This window comes from Shewanella sp. UCD-KL12 (genome assembly GCF_001957125.1).
In the GTDB taxonomy this organism is placed as follows: Bacteria; Pseudomonadota; Gammaproteobacteria; order Enterobacterales; family Shewanellaceae; genus Shewanella.
Genome location: NZ_MPHJ01000002.1, coordinates 296,272 through 320,299, shown reverse-complemented (window position 1 = coordinate 320,299; position 24,028 = coordinate 296,272). Strand labels below are relative to the sequence as shown.

Genomic DNA, 24,028 nt, shown 5'->3' with positions numbered 1-24,028 from the left:
ATATGATTCTATTTAATTTTCATGAACTTAAGCACTGATGCTTTTAAGTGGATTCACATTAAATTCGTGATCTAAGCCACGTTTTCATTCTCTAAACCTGATGTAGTATCTGATGCATACCTCTTTTTGTGTACCTGCATTTTAGGTATCTCAACCACCTTTTAGGCCAAAGCTAAGGTACGTCTTTTAAGTTAGCGCCAACGGCGTTTTATGCAGATCCAATGGATAATTGATCACATATCATAGACGACTTAACTAGCCTAATTAAATTTAGGAACATCAAGTTATGTCTTCATCTGATCAAAAGAGCAGCCAAAGTAACAAACAAACGTGCAAGCCTAACCAATACCCAGGTTTAGATACCGTCATCCACGGAAATGGTGCCGTTGCGCATGTCATGAACTATGTCTGTGGCGGTGTAATTGGCTACCCCATCACCCCATCGACAGAGATCTCCGAGATCTATGAAGAGTTTCGCGCCCAAGGTGGTTGCAACGTCTGGGGGAATCACCCTTTCTTCTTCGAGCCAGAAGGGGAACACTCAGCGCAAAGTGGCGCATTAGCCGCAGCCTTAACAGGCGGGAAATATATCTCCAATGCGTCATCGAGCCAAGGTATTCTCTACGCCCTAGAGTCACATTACGTCACTGTTGGTAAGAAGACTGCAGGGTTTGTATTACACGTTGCAGCGCGATCCGTGTCTCGCCATTCACTGAACGTAATGGCAGGTCACGATGATGTCTATGCCTTACTCTCGGCTGGCTACACCACCCTATTTGCCAGTAACGCCCAAGAAGCGGCCGATATGGCGGCTATCTCCTATAAAGTGAGCGCCCAGTCATTGATCCCAGTGGCGAATACCATGGATGGCTTTGCCACCAGCCACATTCAAAGCAAAGTACAACTGCCAGAGCCTGAACTACTGAAGCAGTTCCTTGGCGATCCCAGCGATCGTATCCCCGCCCCAACAGAAGCTCAACGCTTACTTTATGGTGCTAAGGGCCGTGTATGGCAACTGAATCACTTTATCGGGCAAAATCAAGATGAGTTCTGGCCTGAAAAACTGACTGAACTTCAAGCCTACCTTGATAATAACAGTGAGCAAGTCGAAACAGACAGCAGCGGTAAGCTCATTGAAGCGACCAAAACGTTGGTGCCAACAGAGCTGCAAAACAAGTGGCGCCGCGCTTGGTTAAATGCCTACGAGAAAGACACTCGCCAGCGCGTCCCCGCATTGGTAGATACCCATAACCCAGGGTTAACTGGCGGCGTGCAAAACCAACCAGATTATCAAGCCGGTATTGTCGATCACCGCACTCACTTTCTCAGCGATGTACCGCAGTTTATCGAACAAGCGATGGCGGAATATGGTGAGCTATCCGGTCGTCACTATGAACCTGTTATGGAGTTTATGTGTGAAGATGCAGAGCATGTCGTCATCGGGCTAGGTTCAGTCACCGATGACGCCGAAGCTGTTGCGACATACCTGCGCGGCCAAGGTAAAAAAGTAGGCGTACTTTCACTTAAGCAGCTTTACCCATTCCCAGAAGCTAAGCTCATTGAGAAGCTAGCAGGTAAAAAGTCAGTCACCGTTCTCGAGCGTTGTGATGAGACTCGCCTGACTGAAAGCGTGTCTCGTTCATTGATGAAAGCCCGTGAAAATGCCGACCAAGTACGTCATCCAGGTATCATGCCCCTTAAAAAGCTGCCTCAGTTAAGCACAGGCATCTTCGGTTTAGGTGGTCACGATCTACAACCTGCGCACCTTATTGCCGTATTCGATAACATGTACGCCAAGGCGACTAAGCCATTCTTCTATGTGGGTACGACCTTCTTCGATGAAAATGCCAAGGGCGAGTTAGAGCTTGTTCAAAACCGCTTACGTCAAGCCTATCCAGGCACAGAGCTGATGGCACTAGAAGTGGGTGCGAACCCTAATTTGCTACCAGACAGCGCTATGCGCATCCGCTTCCACTCTGTAGGGGGTTACGGCACAATCGCAACAGGTAAGCTGCTCACCGATATCCTCTCTGGGGCACTGGGCTTACACTCCAAGTCTATGCCTAAATATGGCTCAGAAAAAAGTGGTGCCCCCACTAACTTCTTTATCACGCTTTCGCCAGACCCAATCAAATTAACCAACGCCGAGCTACAGCAAGTGGAGGTAGTGCTATCACCAGATCATAAGGTGTTTATGCACACTAACCCGCTCGCTGGCCTTCAAAAAGATGGCACCTTCATCTTACAAACCCACCATACTCCAGAGCAGGTGTGGAAAGAGATCCCAGCTACAGCCCGACAGTATATTCGTGAAAACAATATCCACTTCTATATTGTCGATGCATTTGAAGTAGCACGTAAACATGCCCCTACGCCAGATCTCGAAATTCGTATGATGGGTATCGCCTTTATTGGCGCGTTATCAGGCCATGCCGATCAGGTGACAGGTGATACCGATCCTAAGCAGATGCTTGAGCGAATAGAGAAACAGATCAACAAGAAATTTGGCGCCAAGGGCGAGAAAATTGTTGCCGGTAATATGGCGGTAATTAGTGACGGTATTGAGGCAACTCAGGCGGTTAACTATGCCGATTTTAGTGATGATATTCCAGAGCCAGCTGTAAGCTCATGTGCTAAGAAGCAAGAGCAGAATCAGGCGAGTTGTGGCCTATTTGATCAAAGCTACTTCAACAATATCGCAGGTGAGAAATATATCGACGGTACAATCGGCGATGCGCCCGTCATTCCAGGTTCAGGCATGTTTATCCCGCCATCGAGTGCGATTACTAAAGATAAAGGTCTATTCCGTCTTAACGTACCTAAGTTTGATCCAGACTCATGTACAGGCTGTATGGAATGTACTATCGCCTGCCCTGATGGCGCGATCCCCAATGGTGTATATGAGCTACACGATCTACTTACTTACGCCCTTAACAAGCTTGAAATTCCACCGGCTCAGTTAGTGCAGGCCAAATCTCAAATCCAGCCAATTTGTGATGGTATTCGTCACCATTACCGCAATCTAGCGAAAGGTGAATCACCAACACTACCGCAAATTGTCGCAACCGTTGTCGACAAGATGTCTTTCACTGGGCCTGCGGTGAAACATATTGCAGGTTTATGTGTGGTACTCGAAACCATACCGATGAGCTTTACTAAGCCATTTTTCGATGCAATGGAAAACGATGTTCCCGGTACAGGTGGTCTATTTAGCCTAGCCGTCGACCCAAGTAAATGTACAGGCTGTATGGAGTGCGTCGATGTTTGTGGACCTAAGTCCCTATCAAAGGCCCGCCAAACAACAGAGCTTAGTAATCAGGTCCAGCAGCATTTCGATACCTTAGCCGAGTTACCCAACACCCCAATCCGTTTCCTAGAGCAAGCCACTCAATCTGCCGGTGAAGCTAAACGGTTACTGCTAGATAGAAATAACTACTACGCCATGAGCTCAGGTCATGGGGCTTGTCGTGGTTGTGGTGAGGTCACCGCGCTTCGTCTCGTCACGTCGATTAACCGCGCCCTACAGCAGCAGCGCTATAAGGCACATATCGAGCAACTAGAGCAGTTTATTGAGCAGCTAGAAGCTAAGCAAGAGACACTGCTTGCTGAGAAGACTGTCGATAGCCGCGACCCACATCGTCTTGAGCGTATCGAGCAAACCATTAAGCTACTCGATAAGCGCCTTTACCTATTTGAGCAAGGCCCTACAGGCAATGGTCCATCGGACGCTCTCATCGCCAACGCCACAGGTTGTAGTAGTGTTTATGCATCAACCTTCCCATCGAATCCTTATCAAGACCCTTGGATCAATAGCTTGTTCCAAGACACGCCAGCGATTGCTAAAGGCTTGTTTGAAGGTGAAGTGGTTAATCAACTTGCACAGATCAAAGCGGTGCGCAGTGCCAAGCTAGATATTAACGACCAATACGATCCACAGGTACACGATGAGCAACTTAAATACCTTGAGTGGACAGGCCTTAGCGACAGCGAGCTTGCGCTACTTCCTACCGTCTTTAGCGTAGGTGGTGATGGAGCAACCTATGATATCGGTTTCGGCGCCCTTTCCCGCTTATTGACCACATCGACTCCTGTTAAGGTGCTGGTGCTTAACACTGGTAGCTACTCAAACACAGGTGGCCAAGCGTCGACCTCAAGCTTCACCGGACAGGACTCAGATCTTAGCCGTGTTGGTAAGGCCCATAGCGGTAAGCAAGAGGTGCGTAAAGAGCTAGGTATCATTGCCAGCTTCCACCCTAAGGTACTGGTTATTCAGACATCAACAGCCCTTCAGGGTCACTTTATGTCTAGCCTAATGGAGTATGTAAACTACCAAGATGCTCCAGCACTGCTTGATGTATACACCCCCTGTATGGGTGAGCACGGTATCGCCGATGATGCCAGTACCCGCCATTCACGCTTAGCGGTTGAGAGTCGGATGAACCCGGTATTTGTGCACGATCCACGTAAGGGCGAAACCTTAGCGGAGCGCTTCTCACTGGACGGAAACCCAGAGGTCACACAAGATTGGGCAACCCAAACCATTACTTATGTTGATAGCGATGGCATGACACAGCTTAAGCAGGTGCCATTTACTCCTGCCGACTTCGCGCTATTTGAGGGACGCTTCAAAAAGCAGTTCAGAACCATCAGCGCAAACGATGATGTGGTTGAGATAGCCGACTATCTTGAACTGAGTCAAACAGAGCGCGCAGATAAGACCCCCGTGATCTGGGCGACAGACAAAAAACAGCAGCTTATCCAACTCGGCATAGTCGACTCATTGGTTGCCCTTTGTGAAGAGCGTCTGCGTAACTGGAGAATGCTGCAGCAGCTCAGTGGTCAGTATGTGAAGCAACTTGAACTTGGCTATCAGCAGCAGCTAGAGCAGTGGCGCCAACGCTACGACCAAGCTATGGAAGCTAAAGAGGCAACAATCGATAACATGGCCAATGGCCTAGCCGAGCTTGCGATGACAGCAAATTCATTCGCGCCAGATTCTCGTGCAGCAGATAATCGTATTGCGGTAACCCAGCTAGATAGCAGCACAAGTGGCTCAAGTTCACCAGCCGCAGGCAATCAGCCTATCGTTGTTATCAATGAAGACGAAAAGGCTGAGTGTAATGATTGTAAGTCCTGCTACCAGCAGGTGAGCGAGCTGTTCGAGAAGACAACGATTATTGACAACGGCGAAGCCAAAGTCGTGGCCCAAGTGATCCCTGGCGCCGTAGACAGTGTCACCTTAACTGATGATTTAATACGCAGAGCCGAGCGCATCGTTGATGAATGCGATGCGGAGATCATCCATTTCAATGCACCAGTTAAGGTAGGAGTCTGATTATGACTGTTTCTTTATCTCAGCCCCAGCGCGACTTGTTGATGCAGCGAATGGAGCAAGATCCCAAGCGTTTTCAACAGATGGTAATTGACGACAGCATGCAAGCTATTCGTCAAACGATGAAAAATGGCAAGCTCAGTGCTGAGTTCACTAGTAAGCTATGGGAGCTTCTATTACAAGAAAACGATCTTAGTGTCGCACTACAACGCTATCTATGGCGTATACCGCTAAAACAGAAGCGGGCCTTTATTCAGGGGATCGATGAGCACTTAAGTGAGCGCTATCCTATGTTCAAAGGCCTTTCAGAAGGCTGGCCAGGTAAGAATAATATTCCGCCTTATGTCCGCCCAGCAGAGGAGCGTCGCCGAGACTTTGACTTAGTGACCCAAGGCTATCTTGGCTATATGGGGCTAGGTTATAGCCTCAAAGAGGTTGAACTATTTGTCTGGCTTGAAGTGATCCGCGACAAGCAATGTGAAGACAGGCCCTGCGAGATAGGTGTGCCTGTATGCAACGACAAAGGCGAGCAGCAAGGTGAGAACGAAGGCGGTTGCCCAGTTAAAATCTTAATCCCTGAGGTGCTAAACCTTATGGGTGAAGGAAAGTTTCGCGCCGCATTTGAACTCATTCGTGAAGCTAACCCACTGCCTAATGTAACAGGTCGAGTCTGCCCCCAAGAGCTGCAATGCCAGGGAGTGTGCACTCACAATGAGCGTCCTATTGAGATTGGTCAGCTTGAGTGGTTCCTGCCACAACGCGAGTCTGAGCTTGGCACAGATCTCCCCGTACCTTGTGAAGTCAATCCATGGGCGGCAGCCACTAAGCCGCCTATCGCTATCGTGGGCTCAGGTCCTTCAGGCTTGATCAACGCCTACCTGTTAGCCAAGGCTGGGTATCCAGTTACCGTTTTTGAAGCCTTCCATGCCTTAGGGGGAGTATTGCGTTACGGTATTCCTGAATTCCGTTTGCCTAATCAGCTGATCGATGATGTTGTCGCTAAAATTAAAGCCCTTGGCGGCCGTTTTGTGACTAACTATATCGTAGGTAAAACCGCAACATTTGCCGACCTTAAACGTGCAGGCTTTACTCGAGTGTTTGTCGGTACTGGTGCAGGTCTGCCGCGCTTTATGAATGTCCCTGGTGAGCATCTAAACAACATCATGTCGGCAAATGAGTTTCTCACTCGCGTCAACTTGATGCAGGCGCATAAAGATGATTACGAGACGCCACTTCCCGACGTCGAAGACAAAGAGGTCGTGATTATTGGTGGTGGTAATACCGCCATGGATGCCGCCCGTACTGCCTGCCGTTTAGGCGCAAACGTCACCATAGTCTATCGCCGTACTAAAGATCAGATGCCAGCCCGAGTTGAGGAGTTACACCATGCACTCGAGGAAGGCATAGTTGTTAAGGAGCTTTGCTCTCCTAGCGAGTTCCATGGCGATAAAAACCATGTACTTGCGAGTGCAACTCTCGGCCTTATGTCATTGGGAGAGCCCGATGCATCGGGCCGTCGCCGCCCACAGCGCACTGGTGAATCAGAGCTGATGAAAGTCGACTTAGCCATTATGGCCTTGGGTAATGACTCCAACCCAATAGTAAAAGATGCCGAGCCGGATCTTGAAACCTCTAAGTGGGGCACGCTTGTTGTCAAGAAGAACTCACAAGAAACCTCTCTTGAGGGGATCTACTCAGGTGGTGATGCCACCCGAGGGGGCTCTACCGCGATTAAAGCCGCTGGTGATGGTCAGGCTGCCGCCAAAGAGATTATGAAAGGGTTAGATTTTAATCCCCAAGAGATCAAATCTATGGTGGCTACGGCGAAGGACTACACTGATATTGGTCAAATGCCCTCTAAGATAGTCGGCCGCCGTCAGTTAACCGATGAAATTGTCGAGTTCACCATTAACGCGCCCTTTATTGCCCGCTCAGCTCAGGCAGGCCAATTTGTGCGAGTCCTCGCCGATGAAAAGGGCGAGCTAATTCCACTCACTTTAGCTGATTGGGATGCAGAAAAAGGCACTATCGATCTGGTAATACAAGGCCTAGGCAGCAGCTCCAACCTGATCAATCTCATGCAAGAAGGTGACTGTTTTACCGCTATCGCAGGCCCACTTGGTCAACCTAGCCACCTGCAGCAATATAAGAGCAATGAGCGAGTGGTATTCACCGCAGGTGGAGTCGGCCTACCCGCTGTACATCCCATCATGCGTGCCCACTTAGCACTGGGTAACAAGGTCACATTGATATCCGGCTTTAGAGGCATAGAGCAACGCTTCTGGACTGATGAAGGAGACAAGGTTGAGGTACTTCGCGATAAATACGGTGATCAATTTGAGGTGTTCTATGCCAGTAATGATGGCAGTTTCGGCATCAAGGGCTTTGTCACTGCCCCACTCGAGACCATGCTTAAACAGCATAAACACAACCAAGAAAGCAAGGGTGAGCTGATTGCAGAGCTCATCGCAGAGGTCGTCACCATAGGTCCGCCTATGATGATGCGTGCAGTGAGCGATCAGACCTTAGGTTATAAAGTGCCCACCGTAGCCAGCTTAAACGCCATCATGGTAGATGCCACTGGTATGTGCGGCGCCTGTATGGTGCCCGTCATGGAAAATGGCAAGCTAGTACGAAAGCATGCCTGTATCGATGGCCCGGAGATCAACAGCCATGTGATCGATTGGGACAAGCTACTACCACGCTTTAATCAATTTAAAACCCAAGAGCGACGCAGCCAGATAAAGCATAAGTTTATTGAAGAGTAAGGCTAAGAAGTTTTAAGTTTTAAGTTTTAAGTTTTAAGAAGATTTTAGCCAGCTCGCGAGTACCCCCAAATTTGAATACTCGCTAAAGAGCTGGCTTTTTACATCGACTCATAACTATGGCCAGCCGAATAGATCGATCAGCCCCCTCTGACATGCTGGTACTCATCCACTGTCACCTCACCGACATTCCAGTATTCGCCCACAGTCATTCCGGTACTCTTTCCTCACAGTCATTCTGGTATGCTTTCCTCAAGGTCATTCCGGTTTGCTTTTAGCCGGAATCCATTAAAAATTAACAATGACCCTACTTAATCTTCTTGTTGAATGGTTTGATTCAATAGAGGAAAAGAGATATCAACGGTTAGCCCCTTGCCAACACTACTACTGAGCTTTATCTCACCCTTGAGTTTTTGAGTGACAATATTATGGATAATGCTTAAGCCCAGTCCACTGCCGCCTTCATCTCGTTTAGTGGTAAAAAAGGGATCCATCACCTTAGGTAAAATATCCTCGCTAATACCATTACCATCGTCACGGTACTGTATGCTAATTTCACTTTCCTGCGCCGATACCGTGATATTGATCTGACCACTCTGCTTTTCAGCGAAACCGTGAATAATGGAGTTGGCTATTAAGTTCGTGAGTACTTGAGATAAGAAACCTGGATAAATATAGCAGCTACGATCCTCAACACAATCTAGCGCCACTGTCACATTTGCCCTCTTAGTTTTAGGCAACATGCTATGAATGACCTCTTTAAAGTATTCAGATAACAACACCTCCCTAGCATGCTCACTCATCTGATCAACCGACACTTGCTTAAAGCTGCTAATGAGCTCGGACGCGGAGGATAAGTTGCGGCTTAAAATCGTTAGTGAACTGCGACTTGAATCTAAAAAGTGCTCAAAATCCTCTTCATCTAACTCCCCTGAAGCAAGCTTATTAGCTAAGATTTCAATCTCGTCTTGCAAAAAACTGGTTGCTGTAACACTAATGCCTATTGGTGTATTCACATCATGGGCAATACTGGCCACCATTCGCCCTAGTGAGTTCACCTTTTCAGTTTCAAACACCTGCTGTTGCTTTTCAAGAGATTGACGCTCTAACAATGCCGTTTTGAACAGTTGAAATGCTGTGTACATCTGATGGGTTTCTTGGGTAGTAAAGTTTTGCGGTATCTCTGTTTCATAATTACCCTTTCCAAGCTCAACCATGCCTTCGGAGATATTACTGACTTGTTCGGTTATCTTTCCGGTTAGAAAATAAAACAGCACAATCAGTAATATAGAAGCAATAAGTAAGCATGAAATTATCCAAAAACTTAACGTATTGGCTAAAGCCAGCTGAGATGAAATATCGACACTCATCTCTAAAACGCCGCGTACATCACCGAGTTTCCAGTCAGCTTTAGGCGTTAATGGATGGCTATTATGGCAATCAACACAAGCTTGAACTTGCATTGGATCAGAGATAGCGACTCTGAGTACCGTGAGGCTATCATTGGTATTGAGCTCACTCACAATTTGGTTCGGATTATCAATAAGCTGCGACCAAGCTTTTTGCTGAAAATCATCAAGCTCAATATGTTGGCGATTAGGAAAAGGGTAAGCGCTATATAAATTCAGCTTACGATTATCTTCATCAAACAGTTGGCTCAAGTCATGGATCATCGTCGCTGGAAGTGGAATTTTATCAGGCTCACCTTTGTGCTTAATCGCAGGGTTTAATACGCCATGGTCTTGTACTTTCTTAACCACGTTATTGGTATAGTAGGCTCGTAATATTTTTAGTTGTTTTAACGAGTTAATCGCAGTGTGTATTGCATGTTGCTCAGCATTTTTCTCAACAAGTTTAGGAATAGAAAAGCTGAGTACCACTAACATAACAAGCATAATAAGCGATAGCGGGACGATGATCTGAAACCGTAGTTTATTCTGAAAGAATGACATAGCTGTCCATGTTTGCAGAGCTTGAGAGTTGCTTAGTCCATCAATGAAATATAGCCATAGAATACGGAGAATGAAACTTTTCAAAATTGCCTGATATCTTTGCAGGTTTTAGTTAGATACAGCAGACATAGCTCTCATCCCATAGGTAAGAAATTCAGTTACTGATAAAACGCCCTATTATTGCACTTTGAATAGATTGAGATGGATGATTTTCAACCAGCGTTGACAACGCTGTCATTTAGCGTGTAGGTTATTTACGACTAGGGGGTAAAGGAGTACCGCTAGGAGTAACTGTTTTTAAAACAAATACAAAACTCATAAACTTAAAGGAATAAAAATGAAAAACATTAGACTGGTTGCAACGACAATATTATGCGCTTCTACCCTATTTGCAGGTGTTGCAACTGCTGGAGACTGGTGGCGAACTGTATCTGTGACTGCATCACAAAGTGTACCAGCCGATCATAACCAAGTCTGCGACAAAGCAGCTAGCCAACTTAGGGCGAAATATTCAGATGTGACAAGTATTCGAACTCGAATTAGTTTTGACCAATACTCAGGCACTCTTTACTGCACAGCAACAGGTCAATCTCAGCATTAAATCTGCTCAATCAAACAGCTGATATAGCGCCATAACTCTAGTGGCGCTATTATTCCCCCCTAATTAGCTGGCTCTTTACCTGCCATCTACCAGCCTTAACCTCTAACACTGACCGTTTTTCAACAATGATAATATCGCTTTATCACCAAGCATCATCTTGAGAACGAGCAGTTCTAGCCTGGGCTAACGTGCAATCTGTAATGTGTACCAATTCAGCCAAGGTAATATTAGGGGTTTCTGCAATTAACCGTACCAACTTCACCTCTAAAGGCTCTAACTTGTCAGCATGTCCTAGCAAAGCGGTTGCTATTTTTTTAATAAGGTAACTAAAACCAGTAATATTTTTCACTCGCTCAGTTTTCAGCTCACTGCCTGCTGCATCCTTTGTTCTGAGAGAAGCAGCAAAAGATTGGATATTGATAGCTTCACCAGTAAGCCCCCAGTTTCTAGAGCGTCGGACACGCTTTAGCTCGCACTGATACTGTAATGCTATTGCTTTGGCTTGGTTGACCTCTTCTCTGCCTATGCGATGAATAAGCGAAGGGAGTGAGATGGTGATCTTTTCATTCATGGCTACATTCGTTTCTTAACAGAAGGCTCTTAACAGGAGGTCATTACTGTGGTTGGTATATTTAGAAGCACTATATTTATTTGACCCCAAGAGCCAGTGCATATCAATAAAAATATCCCCTAATCTTCACAATCTCTCCAACTGTGCCTACGACGATGTCTGCCCCCTAAAAATCACAAGCCTACACCTAAACATCCTCAAATTTAGCTCGCCAACATTTCCCTGACCAGGCGCTTACAAACGCTTACTTAAGGCTTTCACTTGCTTACACCCCAGTGCTCATGCGGGTGATATCCTTTTTGTGCTTAGGGATGAGCTTCAAAAATAGATCACTACAGCTCGCTATCGTAAGGCTTTAATTCATGTCACCTTCATTTAAACGTTTCTCAATATGCCAATTGAGCACAAATCAACTCATCCTGTTAGTCGCACTCTACTTTACTCTGGTATTTAACTTCCCGTTTCTACAAGAGGTAACAAGAACCGTACTGGCCTTAGATAACTATAATCTGCTATTTCTTGCCACAGTTCCCATATTGGCATTTAACTTGTGTACCTTGCTGTTCTGCTTGTTTTCAGCGAGACCGATTCTAAAGCCTTGCCTGATAAGTTTAACGCTCATCTCCTCATTGGTGTTTTATGCCAAGGTAAGCTATGGCGTCATATTCGATTACGGAATGATCCAAAACTCAGCTGAAACCTATACGGCCGAAGTATTGTCTTATCTTAACTGGCATCTTGTAGCCTTCTTTTTCGTGACAGGCGCTTTACCTGCAGCCTTTATTCAACTGGTTAGAGTGAAGCAATCCACCACGCTAAAATCTTTGGTATCAAGAATAAAGCTCATGGCAACCTCTATACTGTCCATACTGATCATTGCCGCGATCTTTTACCCAAACTACGCCTCTGTAGGGCGTAATCATAGGCAGCTACAAAAATCATCTATCCCTTTTCAATATCTAGTAGACAGTGTTAAGTACACCAAAGATCAATATTTTACCGCTCCAAGAAGCTTTAAGACTTTAGACAACGCCCCGAGCCTGCTCAGTAATGATGAGACTCAGAAGAAAGTGATTGTCATGGTATTAGGTGAAACCGCCAGAGCCCAAAACTTCAGTTACAACGGTTATGACAAGCCAACAAACAAGGCCACGGAAAAATACGGTCTCATCTCGTTTGAAAATATGTTTTCATGCGGAACGGCGACAGCCGTTTCTGTGCCCTGTATGTTTTCAGCCTTGACCAGAAGTAACTTTGATAAGAATGACGCTGAATATGAACAGAATTTAATGGATTTAGTCTCCCTTGCCGGAGTCGATGTACTTTGGATAGATAACAACGGCTGCAAAGGTGTATGTGAACGTGTGCCTACCATCAATATCGATGTGAAATCTGATAACCCACTTTGTGATGGTGAATACTGTTTCGATGAGGTGCTGATAGAGCCACTGCAGAAGAAGCTTGCAAACCTCACCGCTCCAACCACCTTTATCGTACTCCATATGATTGGCTCTCACGGGCCGACCTATTACAGGCGTTACCCCAGTGAAACTCGTCCCTTTAAAGACGATTGCCAAAGAAGTGATATACAAAACTGCTCTTCAGAGTCTCTGGTCAATACCTATGATAATACAATCGCTTATACCGATTTGGTACTGTCTAAAGTGATCGAGAGCTTAGACACTCTACCAAAAGATGTTCAGCCATCTATGCTCTACGTCTCAGATCATGGTGAGTCTCTCGGTGAGTCCGGCGCCTATCTACACGGTTTCCCCTATGCCTTTGCCCCACAAGAGCAGACACACATCCCGCTTTTAGCTTGGTTTCCAGAGCAACGAAGCCCATACATAGATACCGCCTGCCTTCGAACTCAGGCTAAAAACAATACCTTTAGCCACGATAATATTTTCCACAGTATGCTAGGTGTTTTAAATGTTGCCACCAGCCCATACGATAAAAATCTGGATATATTCTCAAGCTGTATGACTCCAAGAGATCAAGAGCACATGAGGCTAGCGAACAATGAGGAAAGTGGCACCGTTAGATAGGTGCCACATTAAGGTGAGAGCTTAACTATTTAACTGAGTGGTAACTAATATGCTGATGGAAACGCACAATAAGATCTTCACGGGCTCGGTCTAACTCGAGTTCCGAAGTAAAGCTCTTTAGTGCTTCCTCCACTCGATTCAAATAGCGCCCAAGTCCACCCTCTTTACTATCACTTTCTGCCGCAGCGATAGTGAAACTGACCGTTTCAACTAAGCGATCACCATTCCAGTGACTGATAAACTGCTGCTCGTCTATATTAGGGTCAAAGCCGAGCATTTGTACTTCATCAGTACCATCAACTTGGTCGTATTTACTGTTACGTACAAGCGGCGTTAAGCCATTCGCAACCATAGCAATTCGGTTAAGTTGTTTAGCTGATGCAGCTTGAATAAACGCGTCTTCTAGCTTCTGATACATTGGCGTAAAATCATCAGTATTCTCAGGTAGCAGACCTTGCTTAAGCTTACGGCTTAAAGGCAGTTTTACCGTGACATAACATAATGAACCGTGCCCTTCAGGAAGCTGACAAGTTCTTGCTCGGTACCTTTCACTGATTGAACGGAGCTTATATCCATAGCTCTCTTTGTTACCTTTAGCTTTGGCAAAAAGATCATAAGAGAGGTGTTGATGATCACGAATTTTTACAGTGAGATCAGTTTCCGGTAACTGTGGCATCAGCTTAGCAAGGAACGACTGCACCTTAATATGGAAGTTAGCTGAGTTAGCACGGATATCTTCGCCAGTCGCTAAGCATACAATTCTGATTTTTCGCGCTCGGTAATCATCCTGACTATGAAGGCGTTGTGCTTCATGGTAATCAGGATTATAGAACAGCACGATCTGCTCAGCCGTAGGGAAACAATACGCTTCGGTATGAAAACGCACCACAGGTAACTTATCGTTAGTTATCACATGTATGTTATATAGCTCCTCTTGCACTCCAAGCTGGAAGATTAAGCGGCTAAGGGTCTGATAACATGTTTTAAAATCAGGATAATGCGCTAGCAAAGCATCGGTAACTTTGATCTCTGCTGTAATGAATTGGTTACTGCGAACATCCTTGGGTATGTACACTTTTTGCTGATGGCTACGGGACATAAATATTCCTTGTGATAAGTGAACCATATGTAGCTTGATGCCAATGCTAACGATAAACTGTTACGGCAAGCGATTAAAAAAGCACTTTGGCAAACATATTCTCAACATAATACGCTACGAATATGATTTATTTATTAAAATCTTCATGCAAAAAACTCAAGTTTGTGACTCATACAGTCTTTCTGCAGCATGATAAAATATATATCGGCGAAAGCCTTAACAATGAGCCTCAAGGCTAACGGTTCTTACCTTGTATAGGAAAAGTCGCTAAAAGCTCCATCGCTTGTAAATTACAATACTCAAGCGACTCGTTGATCTCATCTAAGCTAATATCCAGCTCTACCAACACCGCCTGATTAATGAGTGCTTCCTTAGTAAACATCCCAGGTTCTGCATTAATTACGGCTAAGCGGGAAGCCATATAAAGTAGTTTTGAGTTAGCAGGTAACTGGCCAAGTGCAGGAGAGTTGAAATCTGAGATAGGCTGTATAATAGTCTCCGGCAAGTTCCACAACTTTAATAGCTCAGTCGTACAATCTGCAAAGGTAAAACCAAACATCTCACTCTGCCGCTCCCATGGTGTATCGTCACTATTATAGTCCTCACAATAGCTCACTTTGCCGGGCTCACTGTGAACAATGGCCAGCATGCCCAGATTATGAAATAAACCAGAAAGAAAGATGTTATCGGTATCAGGAACCCTTTTGCTCTTTGCAAAGTACTGACAGATCAAAGCGCAATCGACACTTATCTCCCAGAACTTGTCCATATCAGCCACTTTAGGATCTATGCTAGAAAATGCCGCTGTAATGCCATAGGCATTAACCAGTTTTTTAACCTGTTGAATGCCCAGTAAAACTAAGGCTTTAGAGAGACTATCTACCTCTCTTGGCATGCTGAACATGGCGCTATTAGCAATTTTTAAAATCGATGCGGCGATAGCGGGCTCATAGGCAATAGCATCAGCTAACTCCTCCATACTGCAACCATCGCTAGATAGCATTTTATTAAGCGTCATATAAACATCAGAAAGCACACACAGCTCTTGCGCTTGCTTAGCGTAATCGAGAGGAGAGTTTGGCATTCGAATCAACTTATCCTGAAAGGGTAGTACTAATAATAGTTAACGAGTTGATTTGTTCAATGCAATAAATGTTCGTAGTGCGAATGTAGCCATCAAGTATTTTCAACAAACACATCACTGGGCTGCGCTCTGTAAACTAGGTAAGCCAATGCGCCGCTGTACATATCAATCACTGCGTGTAATACAATAGGAATGATGATCGAATCTGTCGCCAGATAAATCAACGCCATTACCACTCCCATAAGCGCTGTTCTCAGAATATGTATCGCCCCTTGATAAAGATGCGGTAATCCAAAGGCCAGACTCGAGACGATGACCGCACCATACATGGGCATATACTCGGCTAACATATTCATTAAATAGCCCCTGAACAACAACTCTTCACAGATACCCGCAGTGATAGAAACACCAAAGATAAAGTAACCGGACTCTTTACGTGTTGTCGGCATTAACCACTGAATATGAGCGAGCTGTTTGCGTATAGCTTGATGGTTTTCTGGGCTTTCACTGAGCTGTTTGAGCGATAGAAAAAAATACCCAGTTACCAATACTAGCCCTAACATAGCAATTTGGTTAGCCAGTCCCCAATGCCACTGCAAGCCGATATCCCTCATCGAAATATGCTCCTGAAAAACCAGTATCATCAAGAGCAGTACGGGCACCCACAACTGAAGCATAGTAAGGCGGTAAACAGCTAATCGTTTTTCAGGCTGTGCGATAACACTTTGCTGTTCTTTTTCATGGGTGAAATAGATGTATATGGGCCAAATGATTAAATAACCCAATAGTAGATATTCCAAGTAATCCATAATTCCTCTCCGTGCATGCTGTTGCGATTAAAGAATACTGTATAGAGAATATAGCTACAGAAAAATGGTTTACAGGTATAAGCTAGATAAACTAAAAGTTTACAAACTTGGCTATTATGTTCAAAACAGAAACCCTCACCGCCTTTATTTTGGTGGCCAAACACCGCAGTTTTACCTTAGCTGCAAACGCCCAAAAACAAACACCGATGGCGATAAGCAAGCAGGTATCACAACTTGAAAAGCGCCTGGGTGCCCCTTTGTTTGAACGCAGCACCCGCAAAATCAAATTAACCCAGTTTGGTGACGAGTTTCTAATTCGAGCGCAAAAAATACTTCAGCAACATGACTCCTTGTCCCATTGGCTTGAGTCACGAGAGGGGAAATTTACTGGCACCCTAAAAGTGATAGCTCAAGATATACAAACTTATGATGAAACCATTTTTCCCTGGTTAGCAGAGTTTCATCGCCTCTATCCTGATATTGAACTCATGATTGATATGAAAGAAAACATTATTGATGTCGATGAAGATCATCATGATATTTATTGGGGGATATCAGATTACTTAGGCATAAAATACCCGAACCTGAAACAACGACTACTCTGGCAGGCAAAGCTTGGTATTTTTGCAGCGCCTGACTACTTGGCAAAGTTCGGCACACCAAATACACCGGACGAACTCGCCAAGCACCAGATGATCAGTCACCCACATCAACAACCGAGTAATGCGCTAGTCGTTAATAAGACCGCCAACAGCCAGCAAAGTGAAATGGAGTATGTTTTACTCAATGCACCGATAAAATCTGTTGCCGGACATTCAAAGCTCGCCGTTCAAGGGCTTGGATTAATCAACGCACTCGTTGATAACTTAGATATAAAATCCTATGTCGCCAATCAAGAGCTAGTACCTGTCTTAGAGGAATATTGGTATTCCTCCGTCGATCTCTATATCTATTATCACCAAGTTAAGCTTGAGCAGCCTAAGGTTCGCGCTTTTATTGATTTCTTTCTCTCGAAACGAAAACACTGGTGAGACCAAAGAAAGTAATACCGATTGCGATATCCCCTCATGAGTATGAAAGCATGTTCAGTGTTCGCTATGCCTACTGTGACAATACGCTCCGATAAACTGCCCCAGATATAAACAATCCACCTTCTGAAGGAGGTGGCTTTAAAATGACTCCCTATAAGGGAGCTTTAGTTACTGTGCACCTGCAAGTCGCCGTTGATATATCCCTATAGGCTCTACTAAATCATCCCTGATTTAGAAGCTTGCACTGCACTATTCACTAAACCTCTGCACAAAGTTCGGCATAAAAAGGCTCTATTAACGACTTCAGGCAAAGCCTATGGATGATAACCACCTTCTGAAGCCAGTGGTTTAGGGCTGAAAACAAAAAACGCCCTTTTCAAGGTACTACTAATACAAATTAGCAGCGCCATGATAAAGGGCGTTTTCACAAACGTTAACGGTGATGCACCGCTATCGCTTTTAATCAATCAAGCGTGTTTACTTATAAAACGCTTCAACAGTACCTTTCAGAGTCACCAAAAGTGGCTGTCCACGACGGTCCAATGCTTTAGGTGAAGGGATCTTTACCCAGCCTTCGCTGATGCAGTACTCTTCAACATCAAAACGTTCTTTACCGTTAAGCGTGATGCCTATGTCATGCTCGAAAATAGCTTCCACATGATGTGGGCTACGAGGGTTGACGGAAAGGCGATCGGGTAAGGCTGGTTGTGAACTTGTATCGGTCATGGTCGTGGCCTGTAGTGTAAAAATATAATAAATAATCGTGCGCTATTGTAGGCAATAGCGCCATCATGCTCAAGCTCAGCAATCATAATCCCTAGCCAATACGCTCAAAATTGTCCTAATGACTGCAAATCCCCCTTTTTAGCCTGCTTGCCTTATCGCTCGCAATGCCGATTACGAGCCCGTTAATCTCGGTTTAACGCCTTTATGCTAAAACCTTTACCCAGAGCAGATGTAAATCTGCCCTCACCCAAGCGGTGCTAAGAAAAGTTTTGCATAAATGCGGTCGCCCTAACCATATTCATAACGCCACTTTATGATAATAAGCGCAGCAAAAGATAAAAAGCACCTTGTTAACCAGTTTGATGAAACCGAACCTTATTGGAGAAATAATGCAGCAGTTATTGTCCTTATGCTTGACTCTAGTGTTAGCTCCTATCGCAAACGCAAGTAACACCGACTCCAACCCTGAACGAGATGAGCATTTAGAAGATGGTTTCGAAAAAGTTCGCGAGCAAGGCAGAGAAAAAGCCATCGACGAAGCTAAACTCACTATCTCTGCAGGCTTTAACCAAGCAGCACTCGCCCTAGGCTTAACTCAGGAGCTTATCGACACCCTGTGCCGAGAGACGCCAGAATTTGAACGTGTGACATGCTATTTTCATGATTATGGCTTTGATAAATCTAATGCCCATATCTCCTTTGAATATGCGCTCCCTCAACTCGAAAGTGCAGTAGACGGCTTCTATGAACATCACAGCTACTACCACATCAGTCTCTACTTAGAAGACAGGGAGTTTATGTTTGTCACATCAAACATAGTCACAGCGCCAGATAAGGTTGAAGTGGGCTATAAACAGGGGAAGAATCAATCTTGGATGAAAGTCCAGCAAGGGTATATTGAGCTAGCAACCTATCGCTCATTAGATGAAGACCCTAATGATTATCATAACTACATCACATCAGATTTTACCAATCACAATATTCCCAAACCACTAGCAGCCAAACTATTTGGCCAGTATGACGGCATCGCAAGAGCCAATGACCATATCACAGTTAACAAGTTTGATGATTCAAAAGCCACAACCACCTTAGTCGATAAGCAGGATTTTAACTTCCCCCTCAGCGACACCATGAGGGATAACTTCATTGAGCTGATAAAGCAAACTTGGGAATAAGCACAATAACTTGGCTAGTATGGCTAACCCTTTAACTTTGCTACTCATCATCTCGTTTGAAACGGGTTATATAAAATGGTGACTTGATTGCCAAAAGAGTGTTAGACACTTCGACGATATCCCAAGTCGCAACAAGACCATACTTGGTAATAAAAAGTGTACTGCCTTCGATACGATATGCAAAAGGCCCTTTGCTTTATTCTTCGTCCGTGATGACAACGTGACCATCTGTTTTAAAATGATAAGAATATAGCCAAGTCGCTTTTTCATATTGGCCATTTACAGTTGTCGTATCTGAAGACTTATCGATAATAGTCCACTTGCCAACAATCAGCTCATCTTGCGTAGCGCCATAAGTAACCCCTGGCATGAAACATAATATAGTTAACAAAACTGTCCATTTCACAAAGCTATCCATTTAAAAAATTCCTTTTCTCATCTTTCTTCCTTCATAACTAAAATTGACGTTCAAGCACCCGCAACTCAAATTAATAAGTAGTGAGGTACTGCCACAGGTTAACTCGGATATTACACAACCATTGACGCCATCGTTCCAATTTACATTGGGTTTACATCACCGGATTTATCCTATTAGAAATTCAATTAATAAGGTTAACCCAAGATGATGAACAAGCCCTTTCAGTTGCTATTGAGTCTCTATTTATTCTCAAGTAGCACACTAGCAAACGAAGAGTTTTCAAGTAAGTTCACCTCATTCATTAATGAGCATAACCTCCCTGGCGCTGTCGTTTTAATAAAAAAAGGCGATGAAACACTCCATTACCGCGCCTACGGTAAGGTTAACGTAGAACAAAACCGCCCAATGCAGCACGACTCAATTTTTCGTATCTACTCTATGAGTAAACCTATCACGGCGGTGGCGTTACTTCAGCTCGTTGAGCAAGGAAAAGTGTCACTCAATGATGATATCCGTAAATACCTGCCCAACTTTGAGCCTTTTACTTTTGAAGGTGAGCAGCAGATAGTCACCGTACATCAACTACTGGCACATACCGCAGGGTTTGGCTATGGCGGAGGCTTTAAAAGTTGGGTCAGTATTCGATATTTGCTCGCTAACCCATTAAGTCGCAGCAACACCTTAGCGGACCTAGTCGATGACCTGTCTGGCATAGACTTGAGGTTTCAACCAGGAAATCAATTTAGATACAGTATTGCCAGCGATATCCAGGGAGCCATCATAGAGAGTGTGGCCAATATGCCCTTAGACCACTACTTAAAAACGCATATTTTCATGCCGTTAAACATGAAAGACACAGGTTTTTATGTACCTAAAAATAAACAGTCTCGCTTAGTTGATATGTATGAATATGATATCAGCAAATTTGAACAAGCTTACCAATACGGTCATGGGGACATAGACTTAAGCGAGGCAGGCGATGACAGTGAATACCTAGAGCGACCAGTGCTGATGTCTGGCGGAGGCGGGTTAGTATCAACAGCATCGGATTACAGTAATTTTCTCGCTATGCTACAACAAAAAGGCAAGTTCAATGGTCACCGAGTTTTATCACAGCAATTAGTAGAAACAATGTTAAGCTCGAAAACCACAGGTTTAGATACTCATTTTTTACCAAAAGTATACCAAGATGCAGGCTTCGGTTATGGACTTGGCATTAAAGAGAAGCCAGGCAAGGCGCAAGGAAAAGGAAGCTTTTTCTGGGCTGGTAAAGGCGGAACCCTTTTTTGGGCAGATCCAGTCAACGACCTGCAAGTCGTGGTGATGATGCAGATTGAAAATGGCTGGATAGCACTCGAAAAGTGGCTAAAACCAGAAGTATATAAAATAATTGAGGCTCATAAGTAAGGTGCAAATGGCAAATATATTGATCGTAGAAGATGATATTGATATCGCCCAAGGAATAGCCGAGTTTTTAACCCCACAAGGTTATCAGCTCGACTTTGCCTATAACGGAAAACAGGCAATGCACCATTTAGATAAACACCATTATGATTTGGTACTGCTTGATATTAATTTACCCTTTGTTGATGGCTTCGATATTTGCCGTTCATTACTCCAGGACCGACTCGCTAAGCTGCCTGTAATAATGATGTCGGCCAGAGGCGCTACCGATGATATTTTAAAAGGCTTTGAATCAGGCGCTTGGGATTACCTGGTTAAGCCGTTTTCGTTTGCTGAGCTCTCTGCTCGTATCACAGCAAATTTAGCCAAAAATAGCCAACCCGCTTCAGCCTCCATCTCTTTTAATGGTGTTGAACTCAACCAAGACAGCCTTGTTTTTCGCTATACAAACCATGAGTTACAGCTACATCAAGTCGGCTTTGATATTGTCGCTGAACTTGTAAAGCATGCGCCAGAAGTGGTTAAAACCAAACATCTACATAAAGTATTGTGGGGGGAAGATACGCCCGACAGCGATCCCTTAAGGGCCCATATCTACAAGTTGAGAAAGCAGTTCGAACAGCATTTCGGCCAAAGTTTTATCACAACAGTAAAAGGCATAGGATACCGCTTTGAGATTATTTAGCGCGGCCACATTATCAACAAGAGTCACTAAAACAGTCACCCTACTGACTTTCTGTCTGTTTATACTGTTCTCATTGGTGACCTTTTTCATCGCCTACTCGCTAGAAGACGCCATGTTTAACCACCAGCTTCAGTATGCCGATAATCAATTACAGCAAACAGACACCTTGCCGCCCCATATCAACAAGGTCGCCGACTTAACTGCATTCGGTTTCAGCACCTCGAACAATAACCCCTTGTTAGGCATAGATACTGATGAGCCATTTGGGGAGTTTAGTTATGGCAAAGAGCATTACCACTATATGAAAATCTCAGACGGCTTACTGTTGATGAATGTAACCGAGCAGTTTGTGGTTAAGCGTGGTGCTAAAGATATTCTTCTCATCTTGTTCTTACTGTTTATCCCCTGTATCGCAGCGTCTGTATTCATTGCCAAGTCCATATCAAGTCATGCTTTAAAGCCTTTTCACCGGTTAAGCCAACACTTTCAATTAAGAAGCGAGCAAGGAACCTCATCTTCTGAGCAGCTGATTGATATTGAAGAAGCAGACATTAAAGCCATTGCGGAGCAATTAGAGCAAGCACTCACAAAACAGGCCCAGCTCATCGAAGAGCAAACAGCATTTAATCAAGGTATGAGCCATGAGATCAGAACACCTCTACAAGTAATGGACCACTCCCTTGAGTTAATCGAGGTCAATCAGCCAGCGCTATATCAGCAAGCATCAATGCAACGCTTAGTCAGATCTCTGGCACGCATAAAGCGGATCAGCAATGCCCTGCTATGGCTCACCTCGAAAGATCAATTTCAAGCAAAATCGAACATAAATAAAGTACTTGATAAGGTAATACTAGAATCAAAAGCACTTTCAACTCTTCATAAGCTAGATATAAGCCTAGAGAATACTGCTCAATACCCAACTTCAGCATCTATACCTGAGGAGGTAATAGAACTTATATTCTTCAATTTGATAAACAACGCCATTCATCATGGCTTACACTGCGAGGGAGCACTCGGCCTCAACATCACAATTGAGCAGCATGGGATAACGTTTACCAATGCCATCGCCAATGAGTTAGAACATGAGCTCAGTAAGCAGCAACATTTTAACCTCGGGCTTACGCTGATAAAAAATCTTGCAGAGAGATTTTCTCATCACTTTACAACTGAGGTGACGAACAATCATTTCAGCGCGACTTTGTCTTTTAGTCAGCCAGTGAATGAGCGGTGACTCAGAAGCTTTCACAACTGTAGTGCTCGATGCTCAGCTAACTCGCTAAAAGTGTGAAAGCGAGTGATAAATCAGAGTGAATAAAATGCCCTGTCGAGATGTTTTTTTCAAAATATTGCATACCCTTTATAAAGCAAAACAATAAATGAACTGAGTCAATTGCAGCTTTAACCCATACCAACTCGAGCTCATACCGACTGGTAATAAGGGGGAAAGCTAAGGAGAAACAATGAATATTGGAACCCTCAACCTAGAGATGGCACTTGTGCTGTTTGATTTACATGCCTTTCTATTTGTCGTTACCCTGAGTCTAATCGGCTTTATACTGCATAAGCTCACCAATATAAGCCCCTTTAATGACAGTAAACAGGTCTATGCCTTAATCACCTACATAACGTTGGCATACTCAATAGCCTATTTTGCCTGGAACACGACAACACATACTCATCTGCAGCAGATGGGGGGGATTTTTGCTACATCGCTATTAGCGGTATTTTACATCGCTTGTATGAACATCTATCGAATCATGTCTGAAAACAGTCACAAACATGAGGCGTCTAGAGGTTGATTTATCACTGTTCTCCAGAGAGAATAGCGCCTAGTTAGGCGAGTTTATTCAGTAGCATAGAATTGGAGTATCTTTAAGATGATGACAAAGTGGGCGACACGTTTTCTACAGATGGCAGATCTCGTTGCATCTTGGAGTAAAGATCCTTCAACTCAAGTGGGTGCAGTGATCACCGAAGACAATCGTATTGTCTCCCTAGGTTTCAATGGCTACCCACACGGTGTGTCCGACAGCGCAGAAACCGATAACCGTGAGATGAAACTGCTCAAAACCCTTCACGCTGAAGAGAACGCTATCCTCTATGCCAAGCGCGATCTTAGTGGCTGTGAGATCTGGGTAACCCACTTTCCCTGCCCTAACTGCGCAGCAAAGATAATCCAAACAGGATTAAGCACAGTGCATAGCCCACAACCTAGTGAGGACTTTTTGTCTCGCTGGGGAGAGAAGATCAAAATAAGCCAAGATATGTTCGACCAAGCTGGCGTTACAGTCGATTGGATGCAAGTGCCTACAACAGATAGCAAATAGC

The 24,028-nt window shown here is 44.5% G+C and carries 18 protein-coding genes; 11 read left to right on the top strand and 7 right to left on the bottom strand.

Translation table 11 applies throughout. The annotated features are described in order from the left end of the window. Nucleotides 1-286 precede the first annotated feature (286 nt). Nucleotides 287-5,335 (top strand): 2-oxoacid:acceptor oxidoreductase family protein, encoded by a 5,049-nt coding sequence (locus BM736_RS07480; protein WP_076410471.1) that lies wholly within the window; start codon nucleotides 287-289, stop codon nucleotides 5,333-5,335. 2 nt (nucleotides 5,336-5,337) lie between these two features. Next, nucleotides 5,338-8,100: a sulfide/dihydroorotate dehydrogenase-like FAD/NAD-binding protein gene (locus BM736_RS07475; RefSeq protein ID WP_076410469.1), complete on the top strand. Its 2,763-nt coding sequence runs from the start codon at nucleotides 5,338-5,340 to the stop codon at nucleotides 8,098-8,100. A gap of 308 nt (nucleotides 8,101-8,408) precedes the next feature. Here the strand turns inward: BM736_RS07475 and BM736_RS07470 are convergent, their stop codons facing one another. Continuing rightward, nucleotides 8,409-10,049 carry an ATP-binding protein gene (locus BM736_RS07470; RefSeq protein ID WP_076410467.1) on the bottom strand — a complete coding sequence of 547 codons (1,641 nt, stop codon included), beginning with the start codon at nucleotides 10,047-10,049 and terminating at the stop codon, nucleotides 8,409-8,411. A gap of 337 nt (nucleotides 10,050-10,386) precedes the next feature. Here BM736_RS07470 and BM736_RS07465 point away from each other — a divergent pair, with 337 nt between their 5' ends. Then, entirely contained in the window at nucleotides 10,387-10,650 is a 264-nt protein-coding gene (locus tag BM736_RS07465) for a hypothetical protein (RefSeq protein WP_076410465.1), read from the top strand. A gap of 142 nt (nucleotides 10,651-10,792) precedes the next feature. On the opposite strand, the gene BM736_RS07460 is transcribed toward BM736_RS07465, so the two are convergent. Beyond that, nucleotides 10,793-11,221 (bottom strand): ribosome recycling factor family protein, encoded by a 429-nt coding sequence (locus BM736_RS07460; RefSeq protein WP_076410463.1) that lies wholly within the window; start codon nucleotides 11,219-11,221, stop codon nucleotides 10,793-10,795. A 362-nt stretch (nucleotides 11,222-11,583) separates the two neighbouring features. On the opposite strand from BM736_RS07460, the gene BM736_RS07455 reads away from it, so the two are divergent. Next, entirely contained in the window at nucleotides 11,584-13,269 is a 1,686-nt protein-coding gene (locus BM736_RS07455) for a phosphoethanolamine transferase (protein ID WP_076410462.1), read from the top strand. A gap of 25 nt (nucleotides 13,270-13,294) precedes the next feature. Here BM736_RS07455 and BM736_RS07450 read toward each other — a convergent pair whose 3' ends face one another. The 3 genes from BM736_RS07450 to BM736_RS07440 all read right to left on the bottom strand — a co-directional run bounded on the left by BM736_RS07450 (nucleotide 13,295) and on the right by BM736_RS07440 (nucleotide 16,261). After that, the gene (locus BM736_RS07450; RefSeq protein WP_076410461.1) at nucleotides 13,295-14,368 is read right to left on the bottom strand and encodes a DUF3083 family protein; all 1,074 of its coding nucleotides are present in this window, start codon (nucleotides 14,366-14,368) and stop codon (nucleotides 13,295-13,297) included. A 235-nt stretch (nucleotides 14,369-14,603) separates the two neighbouring features. Beyond that, nucleotides 14,604-15,452, bottom strand: a complete 849-nt coding sequence (locus BM736_RS07445; RefSeq protein ID WP_076410459.1) for an HDOD domain-containing protein — start codon at nucleotides 15,450-15,452, stop codon at nucleotides 14,604-14,606. A gap of 92 nt (nucleotides 15,453-15,544) precedes the next feature. After that, the gene (locus tag BM736_RS07440; RefSeq protein ID WP_076410457.1) at nucleotides 15,545-16,261 is read right to left on the bottom strand and encodes a CPBP family intramembrane glutamic endopeptidase; all 717 of its coding nucleotides are present in this window, start codon (nucleotides 16,259-16,261) and stop codon (nucleotides 15,545-15,547) included. A gap of 116 nt (nucleotides 16,262-16,377) precedes the next feature. Here BM736_RS07440 and BM736_RS07435 point away from each other — a divergent pair, with 116 nt between their 5' ends. After that, nucleotides 16,378-17,292 (top strand): LysR family transcriptional regulator, encoded by a 915-nt coding sequence (locus BM736_RS07435; protein WP_076410455.1) that lies wholly within the window; start codon nucleotides 16,378-16,380, stop codon nucleotides 17,290-17,292. 477 nt (nucleotides 17,293-17,769) lie between these two features. Here BM736_RS07435 and BM736_RS07430 read toward each other — a convergent pair whose 3' ends face one another. After that, a complete protein-coding gene (locus tag BM736_RS07430) occupies nucleotides 17,770-18,018 on the bottom strand; it encodes a DUF3297 family protein (RefSeq protein ID WP_076410453.1) in 249 nt (82 codons plus the stop codon). A 389-nt stretch (nucleotides 18,019-18,407) separates the two neighbouring features. On the opposite strand from BM736_RS07430, the gene BM736_RS07425 reads away from it, so the two are divergent. Further along, the gene (locus BM736_RS07425; RefSeq protein WP_076410451.1) at nucleotides 18,408-19,193 is read left to right on the top strand and encodes a hypothetical protein; all 786 of its coding nucleotides are present in this window, start codon (nucleotides 18,408-18,410) and stop codon (nucleotides 19,191-19,193) included. 196 nt (nucleotides 19,194-19,389) lie between these two features. On the opposite strand, the gene BM736_RS07420 is transcribed toward BM736_RS07425, so the two are convergent. Further along, nucleotides 19,390-19,611, bottom strand: a complete 222-nt coding sequence (locus tag BM736_RS07420) for a hypothetical protein (RefSeq protein WP_076410449.1) — start codon at nucleotides 19,609-19,611, stop codon at nucleotides 19,390-19,392. A gap of 204 nt (nucleotides 19,612-19,815) precedes the next feature. Between BM736_RS07420 and BM736_RS07415 the strand changes: the two genes are divergently transcribed. From BM736_RS07415 to BM736_RS07395, 5 genes are all read left to right on the top strand, one after another. After that, nucleotides 19,816-21,018 (top strand): serine hydrolase, encoded by a 1,203-nt coding sequence (locus BM736_RS07415; protein ID WP_076410448.1) that lies wholly within the window; start codon nucleotides 19,816-19,818, stop codon nucleotides 21,016-21,018. 7 nt (nucleotides 21,019-21,025) lie between these two features. Then, nucleotides 21,026-21,700 (top strand): response regulator transcription factor, encoded by a 675-nt coding sequence (locus tag BM736_RS07410; RefSeq protein ID WP_076410446.1) that lies wholly within the window; start codon nucleotides 21,026-21,028, stop codon nucleotides 21,698-21,700. Then, nucleotides 21,687-22,931 (top strand): sensor histidine kinase KdpD, encoded by a 1,245-nt coding sequence (locus BM736_RS07405; protein ID WP_076410445.1) that lies wholly within the window; start codon nucleotides 21,687-21,689, stop codon nucleotides 22,929-22,931. The genes BM736_RS07410 and BM736_RS07405 overlap by 14 nt, the downstream gene beginning before the upstream one ends. Nucleotides 22,932-23,160: 229 nt before the next feature. Then, complete coding sequence (locus BM736_RS07400) at nucleotides 23,161-23,499, top strand: hypothetical protein (RefSeq protein WP_076410443.1); 339 nt, start codon at nucleotides 23,161-23,163, stop codon at nucleotides 23,497-23,499. Between the two features lie 78 nt (nucleotides 23,500-23,577). Further along, on the top strand, nucleotides 23,578-24,027 hold the full coding sequence (locus tag BM736_RS07395) for a dCMP deaminase family protein (protein WP_076410442.1): 450 nt from the start codon (nucleotides 23,578-23,580) through the stop codon (nucleotides 24,025-24,027). Nucleotide 24,028 lies beyond the last annotated feature (1 nt).

Bases quoted from the DNA above. Each gene is read 5' to 3' on its own strand.
- BM736_RS07450 (WP_076410461.1), bottom strand. From the start codon at position 14,368: ATGTCCCGTAGCCATCAGCAAAAAGTGTACATACCCAAGGATGTTCGC.
- BM736_RS07415 (WP_076410448.1), top strand. From the start codon at position 19,816: ATGATGAACAAGCCCTTTCAGTTGCTATTGAGTCTCTATTTATTCTCA.
- BM736_RS07445 (WP_076410459.1), bottom strand. From the start codon at position 15,452: ATGCCAAACTCTCCTCTCGATTACGCTAAGCAAGCGCAAGAGCTGTGT.
- BM736_RS07465 (WP_076410465.1), top strand. From the start codon at position 10,387: ATGAAAAACATTAGACTGGTTGCAACGACAATATTATGCGCTTCTACC.
- BM736_RS07395 (WP_076410442.1), top strand. From the start codon at position 23,578: ATGATGACAAAGTGGGCGACACGTTTTCTACAGATGGCAGATCTCGTT.
- BM736_RS07470 (WP_076410467.1), bottom strand. From the start codon at position 10,049: ATGTCATTCTTTCAGAATAAACTACGGTTTCAGATCATCGTCCCGCTA.
- BM736_RS07435 (WP_076410455.1), top strand. From the start codon at position 16,378: ATGTTCAAAACAGAAACCCTCACCGCCTTTATTTTGGTGGCCAAACAC.
- BM736_RS07425 (WP_076410451.1), top strand. From the start codon at position 18,408: ATGCAGCAGTTATTGTCCTTATGCTTGACTCTAGTGTTAGCTCCTATC.
- BM736_RS07410 (WP_076410446.1), top strand. From the start codon at position 21,026: ATGGCAAATATATTGATCGTAGAAGATGATATTGATATCGCCCAAGGA.
- BM736_RS07460 (WP_076410463.1), bottom strand. From the start codon at position 11,221: ATGAATGAAAAGATCACCATCTCACTCCCTTCGCTTATTCATCGCATA.
- BM736_RS07440 (WP_076410457.1), bottom strand. From the start codon at position 16,261: ATGGATTACTTGGAATATCTACTATTGGGTTATTTAATCATTTGGCCC.
- BM736_RS07420 (WP_076410449.1), bottom strand. From the start codon at position 19,611: ATGGATAGCTTTGTGAAATGGACAGTTTTGTTAACTATATTATGTTTC.
- BM736_RS07430 (WP_076410453.1), bottom strand. From the start codon at position 18,018: ATGACCGATACAAGTTCACAACCAGCCTTACCCGATCGCCTTTCCGTC.
- BM736_RS07480 (WP_076410471.1), top strand. From the start codon at position 287: ATGTCTTCATCTGATCAAAAGAGCAGCCAAAGTAACAAACAAACGTGC.
- BM736_RS07475 (WP_076410469.1), top strand. From the start codon at position 5,338: ATGACTGTTTCTTTATCTCAGCCCCAGCGCGACTTGTTGATGCAGCGA.
- BM736_RS07455 (WP_076410462.1), top strand. From the start codon at position 11,584: ATGTCACCTTCATTTAAACGTTTCTCAATATGCCAATTGAGCACAAAT.
- BM736_RS07400 (WP_076410443.1), top strand. From the start codon at position 23,161: ATGAATATTGGAACCCTCAACCTAGAGATGGCACTTGTGCTGTTTGAT.